Raw genomic sequence first — 19,723 nt, 5'->3', positions numbered from 1 at the left:
GGGTTTTGGGGGCGATCGCCCTCTTTTCAAAAATCCCTACAAGAACTCAAAGAAAATTCAAAGAAAACGCGCAGAAATCCAAAAACTTCAAACTGAAGCCCAGCCTTTAGCCCAGTTCTTGTTAATCGCCCCAATCATTTTCTCAATCCAAACCTGAATTAAACGTGTGGATTCGGATCGACTTCGGGCACAATATCAGGACGCTCCTTATCTTCCCAACCCGTCGGACGGCGAGAGTTGTACCAGGCGATAGAACCCAGACCTGCCGCAGCCAGAAAGCCAACCACAAATACCGCAGCCAGAGACACGCCCGCACCTTCTTGGGCAGCAGAAACCGCAGGTTCCACTAAAAACAAAGCATTAAAACTCAGCACGTTTAGCACCTCAACTCAGAGATTATTGGCGCGAGATTGAGATACATTGGCGACCCAAACATTGCCCTTTCAACTATTAATTTGGTAATTTGGGGCAGCGTGATAACCTTTAATCGCTGTTTCAATCTTGCTGTATCACAGCATAAATTGATGCGATGTGATTGGTATCTCCCACAGGGAGTGTTGGGCGATCGCCCTTGGTTATAGGTTTGAGACGGGCTTTTCTATCTACAGGAATATAAAGCACTCGTTTCCTGAGGGTGGGTGCATAGCCTCTTGGGCGATCGCCATAGGTAGCGACATCAAGGCATTATAACTGCGGCAACCCCCAGGCTTCTCGCGCTATTCTGGCCTCATCTCGATTTAAGAGAAAAGGAATGCAGTTGAAAGGTTTCTGATGAGCTGCGCCTGCGAAACACGATTCAACCCCGAAATTTCCATCGCAGGCGGGTAAGTCCTGTCGGAGATGAATAAGACACTAAGGCAAGCTATAGAGATAGCTATAGAAATATGGATAGGATTCGGCGAGTACTGCTGGTCGGCGGCACACATGGCAACGAGTTGACGGGAATTTACCTGATCCGGAGATTTCAATACGCTCCCCAACTCATCTCGCGCCCCAGTTTCGAGACGATGACGCTGCTGAGCAATCTGGAGGCGATCGCCGCTGGGGTGCGCTATGTCGATCAGGATATGAACCGATGCTGCGATCGCGCCCATTTGGAACTACCAGACCCCGTCGATTATGAAATCCGTCGGGCGCAAGAAATCAACCGCCGCTTTGGGCCATCCGGCTCCACACCTGCCGATGTCATTCTCGATATCCACAGCACCACGTCGAACATGGGGATGACGCTAATCTTGGATGATCACCACCCGTTTAAACTGAGACTGGCAGCAGCCCTCAGCGCCCAACAGCCCGACCTGCGGATTTACAGTTCGGCCGACTCAGGGCGACAGCAAGACGCGCTGCGATCGCTCGGTCGGTTTGGCATTTGCCTAGAGGTTGGCCCGGTGGCTCAGGGTGTGCTGCGGGCTGACCTGTTTCAGCGCACCGAGGCGTTGGTTCAGCAAATCCTGGATGTGCTAGACCAGCAAAACTGGGACAAACCGTTGCCTGCGGTACAACCGCTAACTGTTTATCGATATTTGGGCACGGTGCCCTACCCCAGAGATGCCGAGGGACAAATCACCGCTATGATCCATCCCCAACTCCAGGGGCAGGACTACGAAAGACTGAGTCCTGATGACCCAATGTTTCTCTCACTCACCGGAGAAACCCTGCCCTATACAGGCGAAACCGTCACGTTTCCCGTGTTTATCAACGAGGCCGCCTACTATGAGAAAGACATTGCGATGGTGCTAACGCAGCGGCAAGAGATCCAATTGGGCGCGATAGAACCGCTATTCGCAAAACCGCAGGAATAGAACCACTATGCACCAGCGCTATTGCACCCGAATGCGCGACAGAATCGCCCCGCGATAGTAGTGGGTCACGATGTCTCGATAACTAGAGCCTTGGGAAGCCATGCCAAACGCGCCGTACTGGCTCATACCAATGCCATGCCCAAAGCCCCGTCCCGTCACCTGGAAGCTGGGTGGAGCTGCTGCGCCCTGAGCGCTGGCCACCTGACCCGCTTGAGGTTGAATTGTAAACAGGGTGCTGCGGAGATTTAGCGCCTGCCGCATCTGATCGCCCGTTAGCTCTCTGCTGCCTGCATCGCCTACCACGCGCACTCGCCGCAACCGTTGATTGGGCGAAGCCTGTACCAGTTCAAACCGGAGGATATTGCCAACGCCTGTAATGCGCTGCCGCATCTGCTCAGCCGTAAAGGTTTCTGTCCACTGGAACACAGGAGCTGCTTGGTCATAGTCGGGCACGCCGCGCAGGTAAGGCAGCGGACTCACCCATACATCTTCGGAGTTTTCCGTATGGCCGCCAGAGGAGGAGTGATAAACTGCGTTGATGAGTTGCCCGTTGTAGGTTAGCACTTGCCCACGGGTTGCTCGCACAGCAGCGATCGTGCTGCTAGCCTCTTTTTCTGCGCCGCCATAGGCCTGCCAGCGGGTTGTGTTGCCTACGTCGAAGACGGTGTTGCCACTAGTCTGCCGCTGATAGAGGGCGTAGGTACGGGCAGCAACCGCTTGGGCTTTGAGGGCTTCCAGATGCCAGCTTGCGGGCATTTCACTGCCTACCACGCTGTAGAGGTATTCCTCCAGGTCAACATAATTTACAGCAGTTAGTCCGGAGGAGGTGGGAACCACCAGCACTCGCCCGCGATAGTAACGGCCGCGCGTGTTGTCGTTGGGGTTGTCGATGTAGACAAAGCCGCCGTTTTGCGGCTCTAGCCAGACAGCACTAAGTTGCCAGTCGTTTACCCTCAGACCTGCGGTATCGGGCGTGGCGATGAGGGAGGTTCCCTGAGGAAGTTGCCCCAGCACCCGCCCAGAGCCATCTTTGAGAACAGAGGCGGTGTTGCTGCCAATTTGCACGGCGGGCACGTCGCGCTCGATCGACACGCGCAGGTCAAGTTCGGCACGAGCAGGGGCGATCGCCACCAGCCACAGCACTGCCGTCAGCCACCAGGAGCGTTTGCCCAGTTTGAAACCCAGCTTGACGAGGGCTTGCAAAAAGCCCGTGTATTTCAGCGTTTGAATCACAACAACCTCACACCGACAGAGACAGATTGTTCAGGATCAGGGACAAAATTAGGGACAGATGGGACTGGTTTTTCGGGAGTTACAGGCGAAACAATCAAAAAATTTGTAGCAAAACCGTCGCTACGATTCTTTACAGAAGGGTATCACGGAATGTTGGGTTGAACGCAGAGTGAGGGCGATCGCCCTCGTTCTCTGTACTCACCCCCAGTTACATAGCGTTGCTCGGAGACCTACAATCCTTGAGCATCAACGCTTTGCAGGGCAACGCAAAGGCAAATCCCACTTTGTAAAGTTTCGATGAAACTCCGAAAATGCAGCCTTTCTTATTCAGACCGCGTAATCTGTCTAATTAGTTCCAGCCAGAGTCAGCTAATTCAGGAAACGTGGTGCTCAATCGACAGAGTCAGCCATCCCAGAGAGTCAGCTATCCCAGCCACTCTTATTACCGCTTGGGCATATAGCGAGAAAAGAGTGTCTTCAATACTTGAGACCGACCTAGATTCTAAGCGACCTCCACCGTATGCCACCCCGCACAAAAACTCGCATAACCAAAAGCGCAGCAAAGACGGCAACTTCATCTGACTCCAAATCTGGACAAAAAGCCACAAAGAGCAATGTTGTAGCTCGATCTAATTCATCGCGAAGCCCCGCTGTAGTTGACAGCCCAAACGATGACTGCTGCGTTACCAAACTTACACCAGAAGCACTGACGCTGATGGCAGATTTTTTCAAGGTTCTGAAATAGTATTACGCTCAAAAGCTCGGAGAATACCTGAGCTAGGTCAACCGCGATTTGCACAGGTCATGGGCTGCTTGTCCAGGATGGGTGCCAAGTCAGGGGAACTTCTCGTTTGGGAAGGGTGGCCGGGCGATCGCCTGTGGCTTTGGGGAAGGCGTAGGCGGCAGCGACTTGGGTGCCTCAGGGCTGACCAGGCATTCTCTTCTTGTTCACCTCTGATTTCTCCTCTATGTGTTCTGATTCAGTGGATCAAATTTTTGTCTTCAGATCATGACAGAACACCATGAAAGAAAACGCCCAACCCGTCTCTCCGCAGGAGTTTCAGCCGTCTTTGCAGAACGGGGCTGCGGGCGATTTGCAGGCGCAACTTGTGCCTGGTTTGGCATTTAATTCGTCTGTGTCTCCATTTCAATCGCCCGTATCGTCACCAATTTTGAGGTGCGGGTAATGAACTGGATATCGCTGCCTGTGCCAGCCGCACGATCCACGTCAGAGATGGACAAGTCGTTAGTTAGCACTTCTTCTAAGCGGCGCTGTAGCCAACGCAACTTGGGGCGGCTGTATCTAGATGATCCGCACGATCAACCGCCTCGGCGCAACGCCGCCCCAAAAAAGCCCACCCAGAACAAAAGTAGACCACCCCGCTAGAACCCGCGAGCCGACTGACCCAGCCGTTGCCGCGAGGTGTTTCCAGGAACCGCCACATCACCAGACGGATCGTAGGTTCTAGAACTGCCAGGTTCGCAGCGTTCTTCTAGCACGCAGATGGCGTAGAGCAGGGCCCCGCGCTGCCGTTCGTGATGGTCGGCAATCCACCCAACGCGATCGCCCGTGCTGCCTGTTGTTGCGGCTTCTACGCCGTCGCGATAATGTCCCAGATCGGTCAGGTCGTCGATGTCCTGGGCGCTGCGATCGCGCGTGGCTCGGTCAAAACGCTCCCAATAGTCCCGCACGGCTTGCTGCTGGTCGTAGGCTTCGCGGCCGCGCCGGGCCCAGTCCCAATAGCGATCGCCCTGGGCTGTGAAAAATCCAGGCAGCGGCAGGGCGGCTGCCAGCGTCACCGGATTGCTGGCGGCGCGGCGTGGCGCGTGGGTAAAGGCCCAGCCCTGATTTTGCACCTCAACCTGTTCTGTTTGGGCGCGATTGGCGGGGTTGGGGCGAGTCAGGCGCACGGATTGAAAGGCGTAGGCAACCAGTTGCGGATCGGTGGGGTGGGGGCGAGGTGCGATGCGGTCGTCGTAGACTACTTCGCTGCGATACCCCTGGCTATCTGTAACGGATGTAATCCGCCCCAGCGTGTCTCGTGTAATGGTATACCGATCGGGTAGCGCAAACTGAACCTTGGTGCGGCTATAGCCCGACGGGTTATAGCGAATGAACAATCCGCTGGGATGCATCGACCAGCGGCCAGTTGGAACCTCGCGACTCCCCTCGCCCAGCCCAACCTCGCCTGCCAGCACAGCGATGCGCTCCATCTCGGCATAGGACGCATTGCCTCGCGTCAGGAGCGATCGCAAGTTTGCCTCTGCCTGCACGACTTGGCGCACCGCAGGCGGCAGTTCGGCAAAAATGCGGCGCTGCACCTCTGGCGGAATGTTGCCTAGTGCGCCGCCGTTCAGGTCGTTGATATCTTCGCGGGTGAGCAGCCGTCGCCCCGCTGCCTGTAGGTCGCTGGACAGGTCATTGAACCGGGTGCGCGATAGAATTGCCCACAGCAGCAGTTGGATATCCCGCTGGGGGATGTCGGGATGGGCGACGGAATTTTGCAACACCCGCCGCACGATGGTTTCTCGCTTGCCCAGCAGCGGCGCATAGAGGTAGCCATCGCCCTGCCCTGGCCCGTGCGTCCCCGCATGTAGGCAATAGCTCTGTGCCTCGTATTCATACACACCGGGCACGACGACAAAGCTGCCGTGTTCGCCGCGCCGCAGTTGGCTGGCGGGTGCAACACGCTGGGGATCGTAGTCGTCGAGTAGAGGCAGTTCTGTTTTGGCATCTTCCAGGCTGGTAGATACAGGAGGGCGATCGCCCATCAGTTCTCCCAGTCCTGGCACGGGCGGAATCGGCACGCCACCGGGCAAACCGGGAATATTTGGCAGCCGCAACTGCGCCATCACCGGAAGCGGAGCCATTGCCACCAGCCCTACCCCAACTGCCATTAAAATACGCCGCATATCCATGTCTCCAAACACACCAAGCCAAACTAAGGGTTTAACGCTGATTGTTGATTCACACCGACGTTTGATTCATACCAACGTTTTATTCACACCAAAACAGCGTCGATCCGGGATACTGAATCCAGACTGTATCCAAGATCGCCTCAATTCTGGCAGAGCGATCGCCCCCGCCGCCACAGTTGACTCTAAATGTAACAGATATTACAAAAACAAGCTGCGGCAGTTCCCCAGAACCGCATCCCCGCCTCCACGCTCTATCCATCTAGACAAGGAAAATTCATGGTTTCAGCATCCCACCTAGCGCAAGTCATCGAACCGGAAACGAAAGACCTGGGCGGCTTTCTGGCACGGCGCGTATTACCGAGCGACACCCGCACGATGGTCGGCCCGTTTATCTTTTTCGACCACTTGGGTCCGGCTGTTTTTCCACCAGGCAAAGGGCTGGACGTGCGCCCCCATCCCCACATCAACCTGGCCACATTGACGTACCTGTTTGAAGGCGTGATTTTGCACCGCGACAGCCTGGGCAGCGTCCAGGAAATTCACCCCGGCGCGGTGAACTGGATGACGGCCGGACGTGGAATTACGCATTCAGAGCGATCGCCCGCCTGGGCCCGCCCCATCGAATCGACGCTGCACGGCATCCAGACCTGGATCGCGCTGCCCGATGCCCACGAGGAAACCGATCCCTGGTTTCACCACTATGCTGCCGCAGAAATGCCGTCCTGGGAAACGGGCGGTGCGTCGATCAAGCTGATTGCCGGACAATTGGGCGATCGCACCTCGCCTGTAAAAACCTTCTCGCCCATTCTCTACCTGGATGTAGAGCTTGCAGGTAACGCTGAATTTACGCTGCCTGCGCTGTATTCCGAACAGGCCGTCTACGCCGTCACACCGGGAATCGCGCTGAACCAGGAACCGCTGACCGTCCACACGATGGCGCTGCTAAAATCGGGGGAATCCGTCACCCTTTCGACGGATCAGCCCGCCCGCTGCATTGTGATTGGGGGCGAACCCGTGGGGCCGCGCCAAAAGTGGTGGAATTTTGTCTCCAGCCGTCCAGAACGTATCGAGCAGGCCAAGCGAGATTGGCAAGACTGGAAGTTTCCAGAGGTTCCAGAAGAAACGGAGTTTATTCCCCTGCCCGAAGCATAGGGTTAAACTCTGGGGTCAGGAAAATGCCGATAAAAAAATCAGGGGCCGAAGGATTGCCGACCCCTGATCCTGGGTTTCTACTGCCCTAACTCATTCAATCAGTCAGCCTCAATAGGTCAGCCATTCTTCTACCGCTTCCTCCTTGGTGTTGGTGCGGCGATCGAGCGTTTCGCGGGTGAACTTCATGTGAATGTTGCGGGTTTGTTCGCCATCGGCCGCAACCGCCATAATCGGATAATCAATCAGCCCATCCTGGAAGGACATCTGGAAGCGGAAGGTGCCGTCGGGATTGAGCTTGATGGGCTGACCACCGATGGTAACAGTGGCATCGGGTTCCGTTGCGCCATAGACGATCAGTTCAGCATCAGCAATCAGCCAGAACTTGCGGGGACGAATGGGCGGCGCGGAGGCAGAGAAGCCGATCCCGCTGCCCGATGCCGTGTAGGCCAGCCCCGCGCCCGATGCCATATAGCCCACGCCCGATGCCGTGTATCCCACGCCAGACATGGTGTAACCCATGCCCACGCCCGATGCCGTGATCCCCGACATCGTGGGCACGGCCCACAATCCTGCACCCGACGGGAACACATAGGAACTGACTGCTTTTTCGGCCATGTGAACCGAGCCAAACAGCGATCCTGCAACGTTCGGCACTGCGCCCATCATCGACGCATCGACCCGCTGCCCGCCAACCATCGCCTCGCCAAAAAGTTGGTCGTAAATGGAATCGGCGGCCACACCCCGCTTGGTGGGAGGCACTAGTTCCAAGAACTGCTTGCCGACCAGTTCCTCGTCCCAGCTCACAGTGATGAACTGATCATCAACCCAATCCGATGGATAGACCGGGGGGACGCGCACCGGAGCAGACCGGGCCAGCACCAGCCAGCGACCATCGGTGCAGACGTAGCCAATTTCAACCAGATAGTCGCGATCGCTCACGGGAACGGGCAAGTACCACTCCCGCGCCAGTTCGTCACATTCGTACTGCTGGAGGCTGTGGGGACGCTGCACTGCTAGGTTAATATCCGTCACGTCGTAGAACCGCAGCGCCAAGCGTGAGCCACCCTGCCGACGCAACTCCTCTTTTTGGCTATTGGGAATGTCCCAGTAGGCGTAGACCCACTGCGGGTCGCGGGGCATCAACACAATGCGGCTCTCGCCGTAGCCATCGGGGAGATCGCTGAGGGGTTCATCCACTTCTGACAAGGAAATGGGAGCGCGATCGCTCTGCCCGACATCAAACTTGGCTGCTTCGACCTCTGCCTGTGCTTCGACTAGACGAGAGGAGGCAGGCGCGTAGCCCGCAGCCCGCTGGGCACTCAAAATGGCAGCAATAAGCTGCTCTTTCCTCATCCGGCTGTAGCGGGAGACATTAAACTCGCTGGCCACGCGGCGCAACTGCCGGAGCGTCATCTCTTCCAGGGGTGGGCGTTCCTGTGCCATGATTTTCCTCCAGTAAAGGGATGAAGAAGTGGGTAAAGGAATGACGAATTGACACCCTGCCCAAACGGACGCCAGCCATGTTGCCTACGGGGATCACCAACGGAGCTTATAAACCTTTTGGGATCACGGGGATCGAATCGTTAAGACCTATAGTGCGTAAAAATTCCTATTCGGTCAAGGGGTGGAAAGGGTTGAATAATCGAGACTTCACGAGATTACAGGTTTTATTGGGATCGTATTGCCAGGAAAACATGACTTTTAGCTGAGTTGGGATCAGCTGTGAAATCGCCTCATTGTCAGGAATTTATGACTTGCTTTGTGTGGGCTAAAGGCAAAATTTAGGCACAAGAAAAGGGGAGCAATCGCCCCCCTTTATTCCGGTTAAATCAGGTTTTAGAACCGTACCAAACCGTTCTTGTTGCAGCCTCAGTTCTACTTGGTTTCCGAGAATTCTGCATCGATCACGTCGTCGTCGCCGCTGCTAGAAGGCGTTCCCGCATCTCCGCCCGGAGGCGTTGCGCCGCCGTCGCCACCGTCGCCGCTCTGATAGAGGTTGCTGCTGAGGCTGTAGAGGGCCTGTTGCAGCTCGCTCATCAGCGACTTGATGCTGTCCATGTTCTCCTGGGCGATCGCATTCCGCAGATCCTTCGCCAGCCCTTCCACCTTGGTTTTGTCGGCTTCGGGCACCTTGTCGCCTTGATCAGCCAGCAGTTTCTCTGCCTGATAGGCCAGCGAGTCGGCCTGGTTCTTCAGCTCGATTTTCTCGCGGCGCTCCTTATCAGCGGCAGCGTTGCGCTCGGCTTCGTTCACCATGCGCTCCACCTCGTCCTTGGGCAGCGTCGAAGCACCCGTAATGCTGATAGACTGCTCCTTGCCCGTGCCCTTATCCTTGGCACGCACGTTCAGGATGCCGTTCGCATCGATATCGAAGGTCACTTCGATTTGCGGCACGCCCCGGGGCGCAGGGGGAATGCCGTCCAGCCGGAAAGTTCCCAGGCTCTTGTTGTCCGAAGCCATTTCGCGCTCCCCTTGTAGGACGTGGATCTCTACATTGGTCTGCCCGTCAGCAGCCGTTGAGAACACTTCCGACTTTTTGGTGGGGATTGTCGTGTTGCGCGGGATGATCTTGGTCATCACGCCACCCAGCGTTTCCACACCCAGCGATAGGGGGGTCACGTCGAGCAGCAGAATGTCCTTCACTTCGCCGGCCAGCACGCCCGCCTGAATCGCAGCGCCCACCGCCACCACTTCATCCGGGTTTACGGTTTGGTTAGGCTCCTTGCCCAGCACGCGCTTCACCACTTCCTGCACCGCAGGAATCCGGGTGGAACCGCCCACCAGTACCACTTCGTCGATATCGTCCTTCGACAGTTTCGAGTCGCGCAGCGCGGCTTCGACGGGCACGCGGCAGCGGTCGATCAGGTCGGCGCAGAGTTCCTCAAACTTGGCGCGGGTCAGCGTTACGTCGAGGTGCTTCGGCCCGTCCTGAGTTGCGGTGATAAAGGGCAGGTTGATTTCGGCTTGGGTAACGCTAGACAGCTCGATCTTGGCTTTTTCGGCCGCTTCTGTCAGGCGTTGCAGGGCTTGCTTGTCTTTGCGGAGGTCGATGCCCTCGTTGCGCTTGAACTCTTCGGCCAGGTAGTCCACGATCTTCTTGTCAAAGTCGTCGCCGCCCAGGTGAGTGTCGCCAGCAGTTGCCAGCACTTCAAACACACCGTCGCCCACTTCTAGAATCGATACGTCAAACGTACCGCCACCCAGGTCAAACACCAGGATGGTTTCGTTGCTCTTTTTGTCCAGACCGTAGGCAAGAGAAGCGGCCGTCGGCTCGTTGATAATCCGCAGCACTTCTAGACCCGCGATTTTGCCAGCGTCCTTCGTGGCCTGCCGCTGGGAGTCGTTGAAGTAAGCGGGAACGGTGATCACCGCCTGGGTCACTTCTTCGCCCAGATACTTCGTGGCATCTTCTTTGAGCTTCCGCAGCACCAGTGCTGAGATTTCTTCAGGGGCAAACTGCTTGCCTTCGGCGGGGCAGTCCAGCTTGACGTTGCCGTTGACGTTTAGCACCTTGTAGGGCACTTCAGTTGCTTCATGGGTCACTTCGTCAAACTTGCGACCGATGAAGCGCTTCACCGAGTAAAACGTATTTTCGGGGTTAATCACGGCCTGCCGCTTCGCAATCTGACCCACGCGACGTTCTTTGGTCTTGGGGTCAAACGCGACCACGGAGGGCGTTGTGCGGAACCCTTCTGCGTTCGCGATGACCGTGGGCTTGCCGCCTTCCATCACTGCCACGCAGGAGTTAGTGGTTCCCAGGTCAATTCCAACAACTTTTGCCATAGATAGTCTCCGGTTCAGATACAGTTCCAAGTCTTGATTAACCGATGTGTGCGATCGCCCTTTTACCCGTGTTCAAGCTAAATGCAAGCTGAGTTCTAAATGCGATCGCCCGTCCCAAGCAGCTTGGGCATTATTCGTCAGCTACGTTTTATGGCTACGCTTTATGAATGACGTAGCATCTGGGTCACGAACCCTCTCAAGCTGCACACTCTCCGAGAATGGAGTGCCTTCAGCCAGCACTGACCTAACCTGTGGGCGGCAGTGGTTCCCAACTTATATACTGCGTACCTTTTCCGAGTTCGATGAAGTCGTATTTCCCGAACCTGGAGTGGGGCGGTTGTGAATTCGCCATTGGCTTGCAGTCTGGGGGGCGATCGCCGCCTTGCGTGCAAGCCTGCCTGACAGCAGACTCACACGAATCGAGTTAGGCGGAAATTGCTTCTAGAGGGACGATTTCCTGCCTCGTTTGCTTGAGTCGGATATTGTTACCGTTGCTAAGGGCTTGGTTATGCTGCTGTTTTTAGTGTAAGAAGCAGGCGCGATTGGGATTGACGGTGAACCGTAATGCGCTGGGGCGTGTTTACCGTCTGTCGCTGCCTCCTTTTGGGTTGCTGCTATGATTGGCTTAGAAACTTCGGGTTGGGTTATCCCAATTCATCCCTGGGGCTGTAGCTCAGTTGGATAGAGCGATCGCCTCCTAAGCGATAGGTCGCGCGTTCGAGCCGCGCCAGTCCCGTTAACCTCAAAAGCTTTGATAGCAAAGGGTTTAACCATTTTGGTGCAATTCTTGGCAAAGCCTGAAATGGCGTAAATGCGTTAGCAATTTCCAGTAATGTGGTCATACCGCTACGCTGGCTAGAAATGCCCTGACGCTTTGCCGTGTTGACCAGCGAGCGCACTTGAGCGAATAACTCCGCACCCCAGATTGCTATATCTCTTCTAAATTCTCTCCGCTGGAGTGATTAAAGAGGGATCAGTAGATCAGACGACTTACCCAAATTCATCCAGCGTAATTTGGAAGACGATAGCGAACCGAGAAAAAGCGGTATGAAGAGAAGGGTGAGCGTGGCTTGGCCTTTTCTGCTTCTTTGGAGGTGGCGGTGGCAGGATTATGGGCATTTCTCAGCACTCAGCCAATTCTGACGCTGTTTCTGGTGATTGCGCTGGGCTATGCGGTGGGCGAAGTGGCGATCGCTGGATTTAGTCTGGGCGTGGGGGCGGTGCTGTTTGTTGGATTGGCGATGGGTGCGGTTGCCCAGGATGCTGCGCCGCCTGCGCTGGTGGGCACCGTTGGGCTGATTTTGTTTTTCTATGGCATCGGCATTCAGTACGGCAAACCCTTTGTGGACGGGCTACTCAGCCCCAGCGGTCGCCGCCAAAATGCGATCGCCCTGCTGAGCGTGCTGGCGGCAGGATTGGTGACGGCGCTGCTGATGTCCTGGCTGCGGCTCGATCCAGCAGTGGGGGCGGGTCTGTTCACTGGGGCGATGGTCAATACAGCGTCGCTCCAATCTGTGACCGATAAAGTCGGGGGCGACCTGCCTGCGGTGGGCTACGGCGTGGCCTATCCGTTTGGCGTGCTGGGGCCGATTTTGGGGATGTATCTGGCGCAGCGGCTCCTGCGGCCGCGAGTCGAGGTTCCCACCTCACGGGGCGTAGAGGAGTTGGAGGCGCTGGTCAGCCATCCGTCTGCGGTTGGCAAATATCTGTCGGACGTAACGGCGCAGTTTCCCGAAGAGGTGCAGGTCGTGGCGGTGCGCCAAAATGGCCACAACCGGATGCCGCGCCCCAACCTGCGGCTGCAAATGGGGGATGCGCTGCTCCTGCTGGGGGCCAAAGGCGACGCACTCAAGCAGGTCTGTCGCACGATTGGCGATGTTGCCCCGTCGCAGATTATTCCCGACCACACCGAGCTAGATGACCTGGATGTGTATGTCTCCAAGCACAGCGTCATTGGGCATCGGCTGGGGGCGTTGAACCTGGGCGAACATCCGGGCTGTACGATTCTCTCGGTGCAGCGGGGCGACGCGACCCTCTATCCGCATCCGGGGCTGGTGCTGGAGGCGGGCGATCGCATTTGGGCCGTGGCCGAGCGCGATCGCCATGCTGCCGTCCGTCAGTTTTTCGGCAACTCCGCCCGCAGCACCGCCGAAGTCAGCTATCTGGCGCTGGGGCTGGGCATGGTGCTGGGCGTGTTGTTTGGGCTGATTCCGTTTCCCTTGCCAGGACTGGGCACCTTCACCTTTGGCGCAGCCGGGGGCGCGATGATCGTCTCGCTGCTGCTGGGATGGCGCGGCCGCATCGGTCACTTGAACTGGACAATTCCACCCTCAGCCAATCTGACGCTGCGAAACTTTGGGCTGACGCTGTTTCTGGCCGTGGTGGGAATGCGATCGGCTCCGGCATTCTTCTCCACCCTCAGCAGCACGGGCCTGCAACTGGTGGGCGTGGGCGCGGCCATTACCGCCGCCATTGTGGTGGCCGCCTTTGTGCTGGGCTGTGGGCTGTTTCGGGCATCCTTCGACGAGGCGTTGGGCATTGTGGCAGGGGTGACGGGCAATCCGGCGATTCTGGCCTACGCTGCCAAGTCCGTTCCCACCAACAAGCCCGAACTGGGCTACGCCATCGTCTTTCCCAGCAGCACCATCATCAAAATCATCGTGGTGCAGATTTTGCTGGTGTGGTTTGCGGCTCGTTAGCAGAAGTAGCGCTCCTGCCTGGCTCCTGCTGCATAACGCCCACATTGCTGAATCAGCTTTGCCACCAGTCCCGTCCAGCCTGTCTGGTGGCTGGCTCCCAGACCTGCGCCATTGTCGCCGTTGAAGTATTCATAGAACAAAATGTAATCCTTCCAATAGGGATCAGCCTGAAACTGTTCTACACCGCCAAAGACAGGACGCTGACCGTCTGCATTTTGCAAAAATAAGCAAGTAAGGCGCTCCTCCAAATCAATCGACACATCCCACAGGTTTTTGACCTGATCTGACCCGGTGGGGCAGGCGACCAGAAACTCGTCGCCCAGGTAGTGATGAAATTTTTGCAGGGATTCAATCAGCAGGTAATTAACCGGAAACCAAACCGGGCCGCGCCAGTTGGAATTGCCGCCAAACAACCGCGTGGTGGATTCTGCCGCTTCGTAGGCGACTCGATATTCGCTGCCATCGGCGTAGAAGGTATAGGGATTGTCTCTGTGATAGCGCGATAGTGAACGAATGCCGTAGGGACTGAGAAACTCCTGCTCATCCAGCATCTTATCCAGCACGCGCCGCAGCTTATCGGGGCGCACCACCGCCAGCAGTCGCCGCCGCCCCATCCCTTCCGTCGTAAAGCTGGCAATATTGTGGCTCAGGTCTGGGCGATTGTCTTCAAACCATTCCAGTCGCTCTTTGAATCCCGGTAACTTATCTAGCAACTCTGGCTCCAGCGTTTCTACGGCAAATAGGGGAACCAGCCCCACCATCGAGCGGATTTTGAGCTTGAGGCGATCGCCGTGGGGCAGGTGCAGCACGTCATAAAAGAAGCCGTCTTCCTCATCCCATAGCTCCGTCTTGCCGCCGCCGATGTGGTTCATGGCATCGGCAATATAGACAAAATGCTCAAAAAACTTGGTCGCCATGTCTTCATAGACCGAGTTTTCCTGCGCCAGCTCCAGCGCAATAACGAGCATATTCAGGCAATACATCGCCATCCAGCTTGTGCCGTCGGACTGTTCCAGGAAGCCACCCGTAGGCAGCGGGGCGCTGCGGTCAAACACACCGACATTATCCATGCCCAAAAAGCCGCCCTCAAACACGTTGCTGCCTTCGGTGTCCTTGCGGTTCACCCACCAGGTAAAGTTCAGCAGCAGCTTTTGAAACACGCGCTCTAAAAACTGGCGATCGCCCTCGCCCCACATCCGCTGCTCGATTTTGTAAACGCGCCAGGTGGCCCAAGCGTGAACAGGCGGATTGACATCATTAAAGGCCCACTCGTAGGCTGGGATTTGCCCGTTGGGATGCATGTACCATTCCCGCGTCATGATATCGAGCTGGTACTTGGCAAAGTCAGGATCAATCATAGCCAGCGGAATGCAGTGGAACGCTAAATCCCACGCGGCAAACCACGGATATTCCCACTTGTCGCACATGGAAATGATGTCATCGCTATCGAGATGCGTCCACTGGCGATTGCGACCGTGTAGTCGTTCTGCGGGCGGCGTGGGCATAGTGGGGTCGCCCCGAAGCCAGCGGCTTACGTCATAGCGATAATATTGCTTGCTCCACATCATGCCCGCAAAAGCTTGGCGCTGGATATTGCGGCGATCGCCCTCCATTGGGTAAGGATTGACCTTGTGATAAAACTCGTCGGCTTCTTGAATTCGTTGGGCAAAAATTGGGGCAAACTCTGCCCCAAACGGATGGCGAATCGAAGGGTGATGACTGAGGCGCAGCCGCACACAGCGCGTTTCCCCAGGGGCAATATTTAGCACATAATGCACAGCGGCCTTAGTCCCCCGCTGCTCTGGATTAACCGCCCCCGTCTCCCCCTGAATCACCCGACGGTGAATGCCGTCTTTGACGTAGGGCGTGGGGTTGTCTACGTCAAACAGTGCCTTGTAGTGGGTCTCGTTTTCGGTGAAGTATACAGGCGGCGCAGCTGGGTCCGCGTCGGGGCTTTCGCAATAGAGCCAGTGTTGTCCCAGTTCGGCGTGGGTGGAGGCGATCGCCACGATGCCCTCCAACCCCTTCTGCCCCAGATGCGACAGGTGCATTCCTGGCTTTTCAACCGCATCACCCCAACTCCAGGTATTGCGAAACCACAGTGTCGGCAGCAGGTGCAGCGGGGCGGGGTCTGATCCTCGATTCGTCACCGAGATCCGAATCAAAATATCCTCCGGTGCGGCCTTCGCATACTCCACCATCACGTCGAAGTAGCGATTTTCAGAAAAGACACCCGTGTCGATTAGCTCGAACTCCGGCGTAAACTTATCGCGCTGCTGGTTTTCTGCGACGAGTTGCTCGTAGGGAAACTCTGCCTGGGGATACTTATACAGCGCTTTGAGATAAGAATGGGTCGGCGTGCTGTCCAGGTAGAAGTAATATTCTTTTACGTCTTCTGCATGATTGCCCTGCGGCCCCGTCAGTCCAAACAGGCGCTCCTTTAGCACTGGGTCTTTGCCATTCCACAGTGCCAACCCAAAACAAAGCCGCTGCTTTTCGTCCGAGATGCCCAGCAGTCCGTCTTCACCCCAGCGGTAGGCGCGGCTATGAGACTGATGATGCGAAAAATAGTCCCACGCGGAGCCGCCTGCGCTATAGTCTTCACGGACTGTCCCCCACTGGCGATCGCTTAGATACGGCCCCCACTTTTTCCAGGGTGTCGCTTGGCTGCGCGATTCAAGCAGGCGTTGGTGTTCAGGAATCATGGGCATTAAGAGAGCAACGGCTAAACCACAGCACCTCGTGGCGTACTTTAATGCTAACTATGCTAGGCAGACTCAGGAACCGATAAAATCTGCTTTGCGACAGAAACCGTTCTATCTATAAAGACAGGCAGATCATCTGCTTTTGTAATCTGTGTCGCCTTTAGCACTGCACCCACCCAGTAATCGGTATGCCAATTGCCAGACTCCAACGCTGGCAGGTCAGATAACTCTGGATACGGATAAGGCGAAATATACCAATAGGGTTCGCTATAGGACGGGTCGCCTGGCGACAGCCCCACGCCGAGGTACTTGGTATCCGCTTCGGTGAGGCCAGCATAGGTCATCAGCGTGGCCATGTCAAAATGGTGGGGCCAGATGGCAATCGCCGCCGCTGCTGGGTTTTCTGCCACAATTTTTTCCAGCAGCGGTTGCGTTTGGGCAAAATAAGCCGCCACTGCCTCGCGCCCTGCTGAATTGCCGACCTCAAACGCGGCTCCGTGCGCCAGGGGGTGATCGGGGAAATCGTCGGGCGGATATTCCAGCAGCTTGATCGAGTCGGTGGCAACCCCCAGTTTTGCCAGTTCTGCTTTGTGCCAGTCGAGCGCCTGCTGCATTGTTTGTCCTACTAGTGGCAAAGAGGCGATCGCTGCTCCATCTTTCAAAATTACGCTAGTCAGCGAACCGGGCAATAGCCTGACTGCCTGACACATCTTTAAGCGGCCTCCCCGGTGGGCAGTTGGCAACGCATGGACTGGATCCTAGAGAACCAGATACGGTTATAATATCGGTCTTCCGCCTTTTTAGAGGCAAAACAGGGTTCAGGGTCAACGGTGAACAAGGCGATGGGGTGGCGCAACAGACACCCTTTATTGACCACCCCTCTGAGCCAGCGGAGTCCGATGTTGAGATAGCGAATACCCCGAGTCCAATGGGGGTCAACCTGAGAGCGCAGACCGTCGAGTTGAACCGCCATGCCCTGGGTGGTGCCATAGAGAATAGCGACAGCCGCCACCAGGTAGAGGCGTTCGAGGGCTTGAGCCGAGCGAATGCCGGAGGCTTCGAGGTCAAAGACCCCCGATTTTGAATCCAAGAAAAGTTCCTCGACCCGAAACCGCAGGGCATACTGCCAGAGGGTATTGAGGGAGGGACTCCCATCCGTGATGACGGCCCAGGGCTCCTTAACACCTCTGACGTTAGCCAGAACGAGGTTGCAGCGCCAGCGCCCATCCGTCCACAGACCAACCCCCTCATTGCATCGAGCTTCCCCCTTGGGAGGCCAAAGGGTGCCGACTTCGACCGGATGACGACGAGGACCATGCACCACCACATCACTGGGTAAGCGCAAACAGTAGTGCCAGCGACTTTGGCTCAGCCACTCAAGCAGGTCACGGTTGGCAAACCCTCGGTCGGCTAAGACCATCACATCGGGATAGTCCTCCAACAGCCGATGGGCCAACCGCAGCATCGGCAGATATCGGTTCGCACTGACGCTGGCACTGGAATGCTCCAACACCCGCCACAGCAGCGGCACCGCTCGTCCGCAACAGGTCACCGACAGGTGAATCATACAGTAGCGATTCCACAGTACCGTCGTATCGAGGGCTAAGTAGAGTCGTCGTCCTTTCCAGCGATGGATAGCCGCCAAGACCAGGGGGACGTACAGGCTTTTTATCCGCACCCAGCGATTGCCCATAAACCGCTGCCACCGACGTTCGGTGCTTTGCGCTTGGCGGGCACGACTGGGCACATGCACTTCCCACTCCGGCAGGCTCAGCTTGCTGCTGTACACCAAGGCCGTCACCATCCAAGCCAGGGTCTTGAGGTGACGCAGATCCCAGCGATGGCTATATTGACGCAGCAAGGACAGCACTTGATCCTAGAGACAGGTGGTGGCTGACATGGCAAAGACCCTGAGATACGCAAATTCCAGCGTCTCATGTCACCTCACCTTTTCCCCTCTCTTCATGAGGTTTCAAGCTTTTCAGCCACTTGTGTCAGGCAGTCAGGTTTGGGAGTGTTCGATTTGACCCAGATCTTGAAGAACCGAGCCTCTGCAAGTGGGGGGCGAATCGCCCACTCACCCGAAAGCTGACAGAACCGGAACGCTGAGGGCTAACGGTGAAGTTGTGCGGCGGCAGATAACCTTGAACTCTCACCGACAACCTCTGTTCCGTCCGCACCAACGCAGTGTTAGGTGGCTGACCAATTTGCAGAAATGCAATACTCATACAGTGCCTTATTGCAGTTGCGTTTTCTAATGATTTCTGACTGAATATCTGAATAACCAAGAAGGCGCATGGATGTGGAAAGTAATGATGCTGTATCAACCATATTTCCGAAAAAGGTTGAATTTCCTACGATGTAATGTAGTTCTGCTTTGTCTTGCAAAACAGATCTCATTGAGCTTAGATGCAAGTGCATATCATGGAAATACTTCAACACATAAATAGACAGAAGCTGAGCATTTTTTCCATTGGATATTTCTATTCTTTCTACAGTGGAGAAGACTTCCTCTGGTAGATTCTCTTCCTGTATTCGCCAAGAAAGGAGCCGACTAGTTGCAATGCCCCATGTTCCACCAATTGCCAACCAATCTAGCTCACCTGCCTCTTTTGCTTCATTTAAGAACTTTGTCCAATACATGTAGGGACGCAGCTCGCGAATATAACTTATTCGATTTGGATAAGGAGGTGAGGTTATTACCTTATTGACTTTTATATCTTCTAAACCACTAATGTTACGAGCATCCATCTTCATTACTCTGGCATCACCAGGAATCTTAATTTCAGCAGTTTTTAAGATAAAACCGAGAATGCTTAAGAAAAGCTGTTCAACATATTCAATCTCGAAATGAGTTACTTGGTCATTAAATGACATAGAAACATGATTAAATGCTGCCGAGGAAGTTTCAATAACTAAGCGACAAAAAGCGACCCAGACTAAACTATAATCACTATCTTCTGCTGGCTCTCCAAATTGATTTACTAAAGCCGTTCTCAGGGCAGCAAGAATTTTAAGTGTTTGCTTAGACCCAGAAGTGTTGAATTGAGACATAAAACTTTACATTTGACCCTATGAAGCTCCTACGAGTGTCTCAGGCAGCAGATCGTGGCTCCAATGGACGATTGAACAGCGGCGACTCAATTCAAGTTGCAAATAGCGCAACTTATCGAGTAACTGATGACCATAAAACGCTGGAATTTCTATCAATTGAAGAATCAAGTAGGCAATCAATACCATGTAGATTTGTATGGTGACTCCATTGACACTCTTAGAGATTAGTTTATCTAGCTTCAAGTGCATCTTTAGAAACTTCCACAGCACTTCTATCTGCCACCGATGTCGATAGACTTCACTAATCTCTTCATTCGTCATCCTGGTTGACTGACAAAAATTGACTTTAAGAGCCGGAATACCCTGCTGCGAGGTG

The 19,723-nt window shown here is 55.5% G+C and carries 13 protein-coding genes and 1 tRNA gene; 4 read left to right on the top strand and 10 right to left on the bottom strand.

The genetic code is table 11. The features are described from left to right. Positions 1 to 158: 158 nt before the first annotated feature. Positions 159 to 347: a hypothetical protein gene (locus IGS16_RS02280; RefSeq protein WP_297083050.1), complete on the bottom strand. Its 189-nt coding sequence runs from the start codon at positions 345 to 347 to the stop codon at positions 159 to 161. A gap of 537 nt (positions 348 to 884) precedes the next feature. Here IGS16_RS02280 and IGS16_RS02275 point away from each other — a divergent pair. Further along, positions 885 to 1,802 (top strand): aspartoacylase, encoded by a 918-nt coding sequence (locus IGS16_RS02275; RefSeq protein WP_297082981.1) that lies wholly within the window; start codon positions 885 to 887, stop codon positions 1,800 to 1,802. Between the two features lie 18 nt (positions 1,803 to 1,820). Here the strand turns inward: IGS16_RS02275 and IGS16_RS02270 are convergent, their stop codons facing one another. Further along, on the bottom strand, positions 1,821 to 3,035 hold the full coding sequence (locus IGS16_RS02270) for a SpoIID/LytB domain-containing protein (RefSeq protein ID WP_225894587.1): 1,215 nt from the start codon (positions 3,033 to 3,035) through the stop codon (positions 1,821 to 1,823). A gap of 1,383 nt (positions 3,036 to 4,418) precedes the next feature. Then, positions 4,419 to 5,948, bottom strand: a complete 1,530-nt coding sequence (locus IGS16_RS02265; protein WP_297082978.1) for a hypothetical protein — start codon at positions 5,946 to 5,948, stop codon at positions 4,419 to 4,421. Between the two features lie 282 nt (positions 5,949 to 6,230). On the opposite strand from IGS16_RS02265, the gene IGS16_RS02260 reads away from it, so the two are divergent. After that, the gene (locus tag IGS16_RS02260) at positions 6,231 to 7,106 is read left to right on the top strand and encodes a pirin family protein (RefSeq protein WP_297082975.1); all 876 of its coding nucleotides are present in this window, start codon (positions 6,231 to 6,233) and stop codon (positions 7,104 to 7,106) included. Between the two features lie 108 nt (positions 7,107 to 7,214). Here the strand turns inward: IGS16_RS02260 and IGS16_RS02255 are convergent, their stop codons facing one another. Both IGS16_RS02255 and dnaK read right to left on the bottom strand, forming a co-directional pair. Beyond that, positions 7,215 to 8,549 carry a DUF4912 domain-containing protein gene (locus IGS16_RS02255; RefSeq protein WP_297082973.1) on the bottom strand — a complete coding sequence of 445 codons (1,335 nt, stop codon included), beginning with the start codon at positions 8,547 to 8,549 and terminating at the stop codon, positions 7,215 to 7,217. A gap of 432 nt (positions 8,550 to 8,981) precedes the next feature. Continuing rightward, positions 8,982 to 10,889, bottom strand: coding sequence for a molecular chaperone DnaK (gene dnaK / locus IGS16_RS02250; protein WP_297082971.1), 1,908 nt, complete (start codon positions 10,887 to 10,889; stop codon positions 8,982 to 8,984). A 662-nt stretch (positions 10,890 to 11,551) separates the two neighbouring features. Here dnaK and IGS16_RS02245 point away from each other — a divergent pair. Together IGS16_RS02245 and IGS16_RS02240 are read left to right on the top strand one after the other, a co-directional pair. Next, positions 11,552 to 11,625: transfer RNA gene (locus IGS16_RS02245), tRNA-Arg, on the top strand. A gap of 334 nt (positions 11,626 to 11,959) precedes the next feature. Further along, positions 11,960 to 13,588, top strand: coding sequence for an aspartate:alanine exchanger family transporter (locus IGS16_RS02240; protein ID WP_297082969.1), 1,629 nt, complete (start codon positions 11,960 to 11,962; stop codon positions 13,586 to 13,588). Here the strand turns inward: IGS16_RS02240 and IGS16_RS02235 are convergent. The 5 genes from IGS16_RS02235 to IGS16_RS02215 all read right to left on the bottom strand — a co-directional run. Beyond that, positions 13,585 to 16,293 carry a glucosidase gene (locus tag IGS16_RS02235; protein ID WP_297082967.1) on the bottom strand — a complete coding sequence of 903 codons (2,709 nt, stop codon included), beginning with the start codon at positions 16,291 to 16,293 and terminating at the stop codon, positions 13,585 to 13,587. The genes IGS16_RS02240 and IGS16_RS02235 overlap by 4 nt on opposite strands. A 62-nt stretch (positions 16,294 to 16,355) precedes the next feature. Further along, positions 16,356 to 17,003, bottom strand: a complete 648-nt coding sequence (locus tag IGS16_RS02230) for a hypothetical protein (RefSeq protein ID WP_297082965.1) — start codon at positions 17,001 to 17,003, stop codon at positions 16,356 to 16,358. Positions 17,004 to 17,005: 2 nt separating this feature from the next. After that, positions 17,006 to 18,163 (bottom strand): transposase, encoded by a 1,158-nt coding sequence (locus IGS16_RS02225; RefSeq protein ID WP_297082963.1) that lies wholly within the window; start codon positions 18,161 to 18,163, stop codon positions 17,006 to 17,008. Positions 18,164 to 18,483: 320 nt separating this feature from the next. Next, positions 18,484 to 19,347, bottom strand: a complete 864-nt coding sequence (locus tag IGS16_RS02220) for a DNA methyltransferase (protein WP_297082961.1) — start codon at positions 19,345 to 19,347, stop codon at positions 18,484 to 18,486. 18 nt (positions 19,348 to 19,365) lie between these two features. Further along, positions 19,366 to 19,723, bottom strand: a 358-nt coding sequence (locus IGS16_RS02215) for a transposase (RefSeq protein WP_297082958.1), incomplete at its 5' end; no start/stop codon positions are given.

The organism is Thermoleptolyngbya sp. C42_A2020_037, assembly GCF_015272455.1.
In the GTDB taxonomy this organism is placed as follows: domain Bacteria; phylum Cyanobacteriota; class Cyanobacteriia; order Elainellales; family Elainellaceae; genus Thermoleptolyngbya.
This window is presented reverse-complemented; position numbering and strand designations above follow the sequence as displayed.

Bases quoted from the DNA above. Each gene is read 5' to 3' on its own strand.
- IGS16_RS02255 (WP_297082973.1), bottom strand. From the start codon at position 8,549: ATGGCACAGGAACGCCCACCCCTGGAAGAGATGACGCTCCGGCAGTTG.
- dnaK (WP_297082971.1), bottom strand. From the start codon at position 10,889: ATGGCAAAAGTTGTTGGAATTGACCTGGGAACCACTAACTCCTGCGTG.
- IGS16_RS02260 (WP_297082975.1), top strand. From the start codon at position 6,231: ATGGTTTCAGCATCCCACCTAGCGCAAGTCATCGAACCGGAAACGAAA.
- IGS16_RS02275 (WP_297082981.1), top strand. From the start codon at position 885: ATGGATAGGATTCGGCGAGTACTGCTGGTCGGCGGCACACATGGCAAC.
- IGS16_RS02265 (WP_297082978.1), bottom strand. From the start codon at position 5,948: ATGCGGCGTATTTTAATGGCAGTTGGGGTAGGGCTGGTGGCAATGGCT.
- IGS16_RS02235 (WP_297082967.1), bottom strand. From the start codon at position 16,293: ATGATTCCTGAACACCAACGCCTGCTTGAATCGCGCAGCCAAGCGACA.
- IGS16_RS02220 (WP_297082961.1), bottom strand. From the start codon at position 19,347: ATGTCTCAATTCAACACTTCTGGGTCTAAGCAAACACTTAAAATTCTT.
- IGS16_RS02230 (WP_297082965.1), bottom strand. From the start codon at position 17,003: ATGTGTCAGGCAGTCAGGCTATTGCCCGGTTCGCTGACTAGCGTAATT.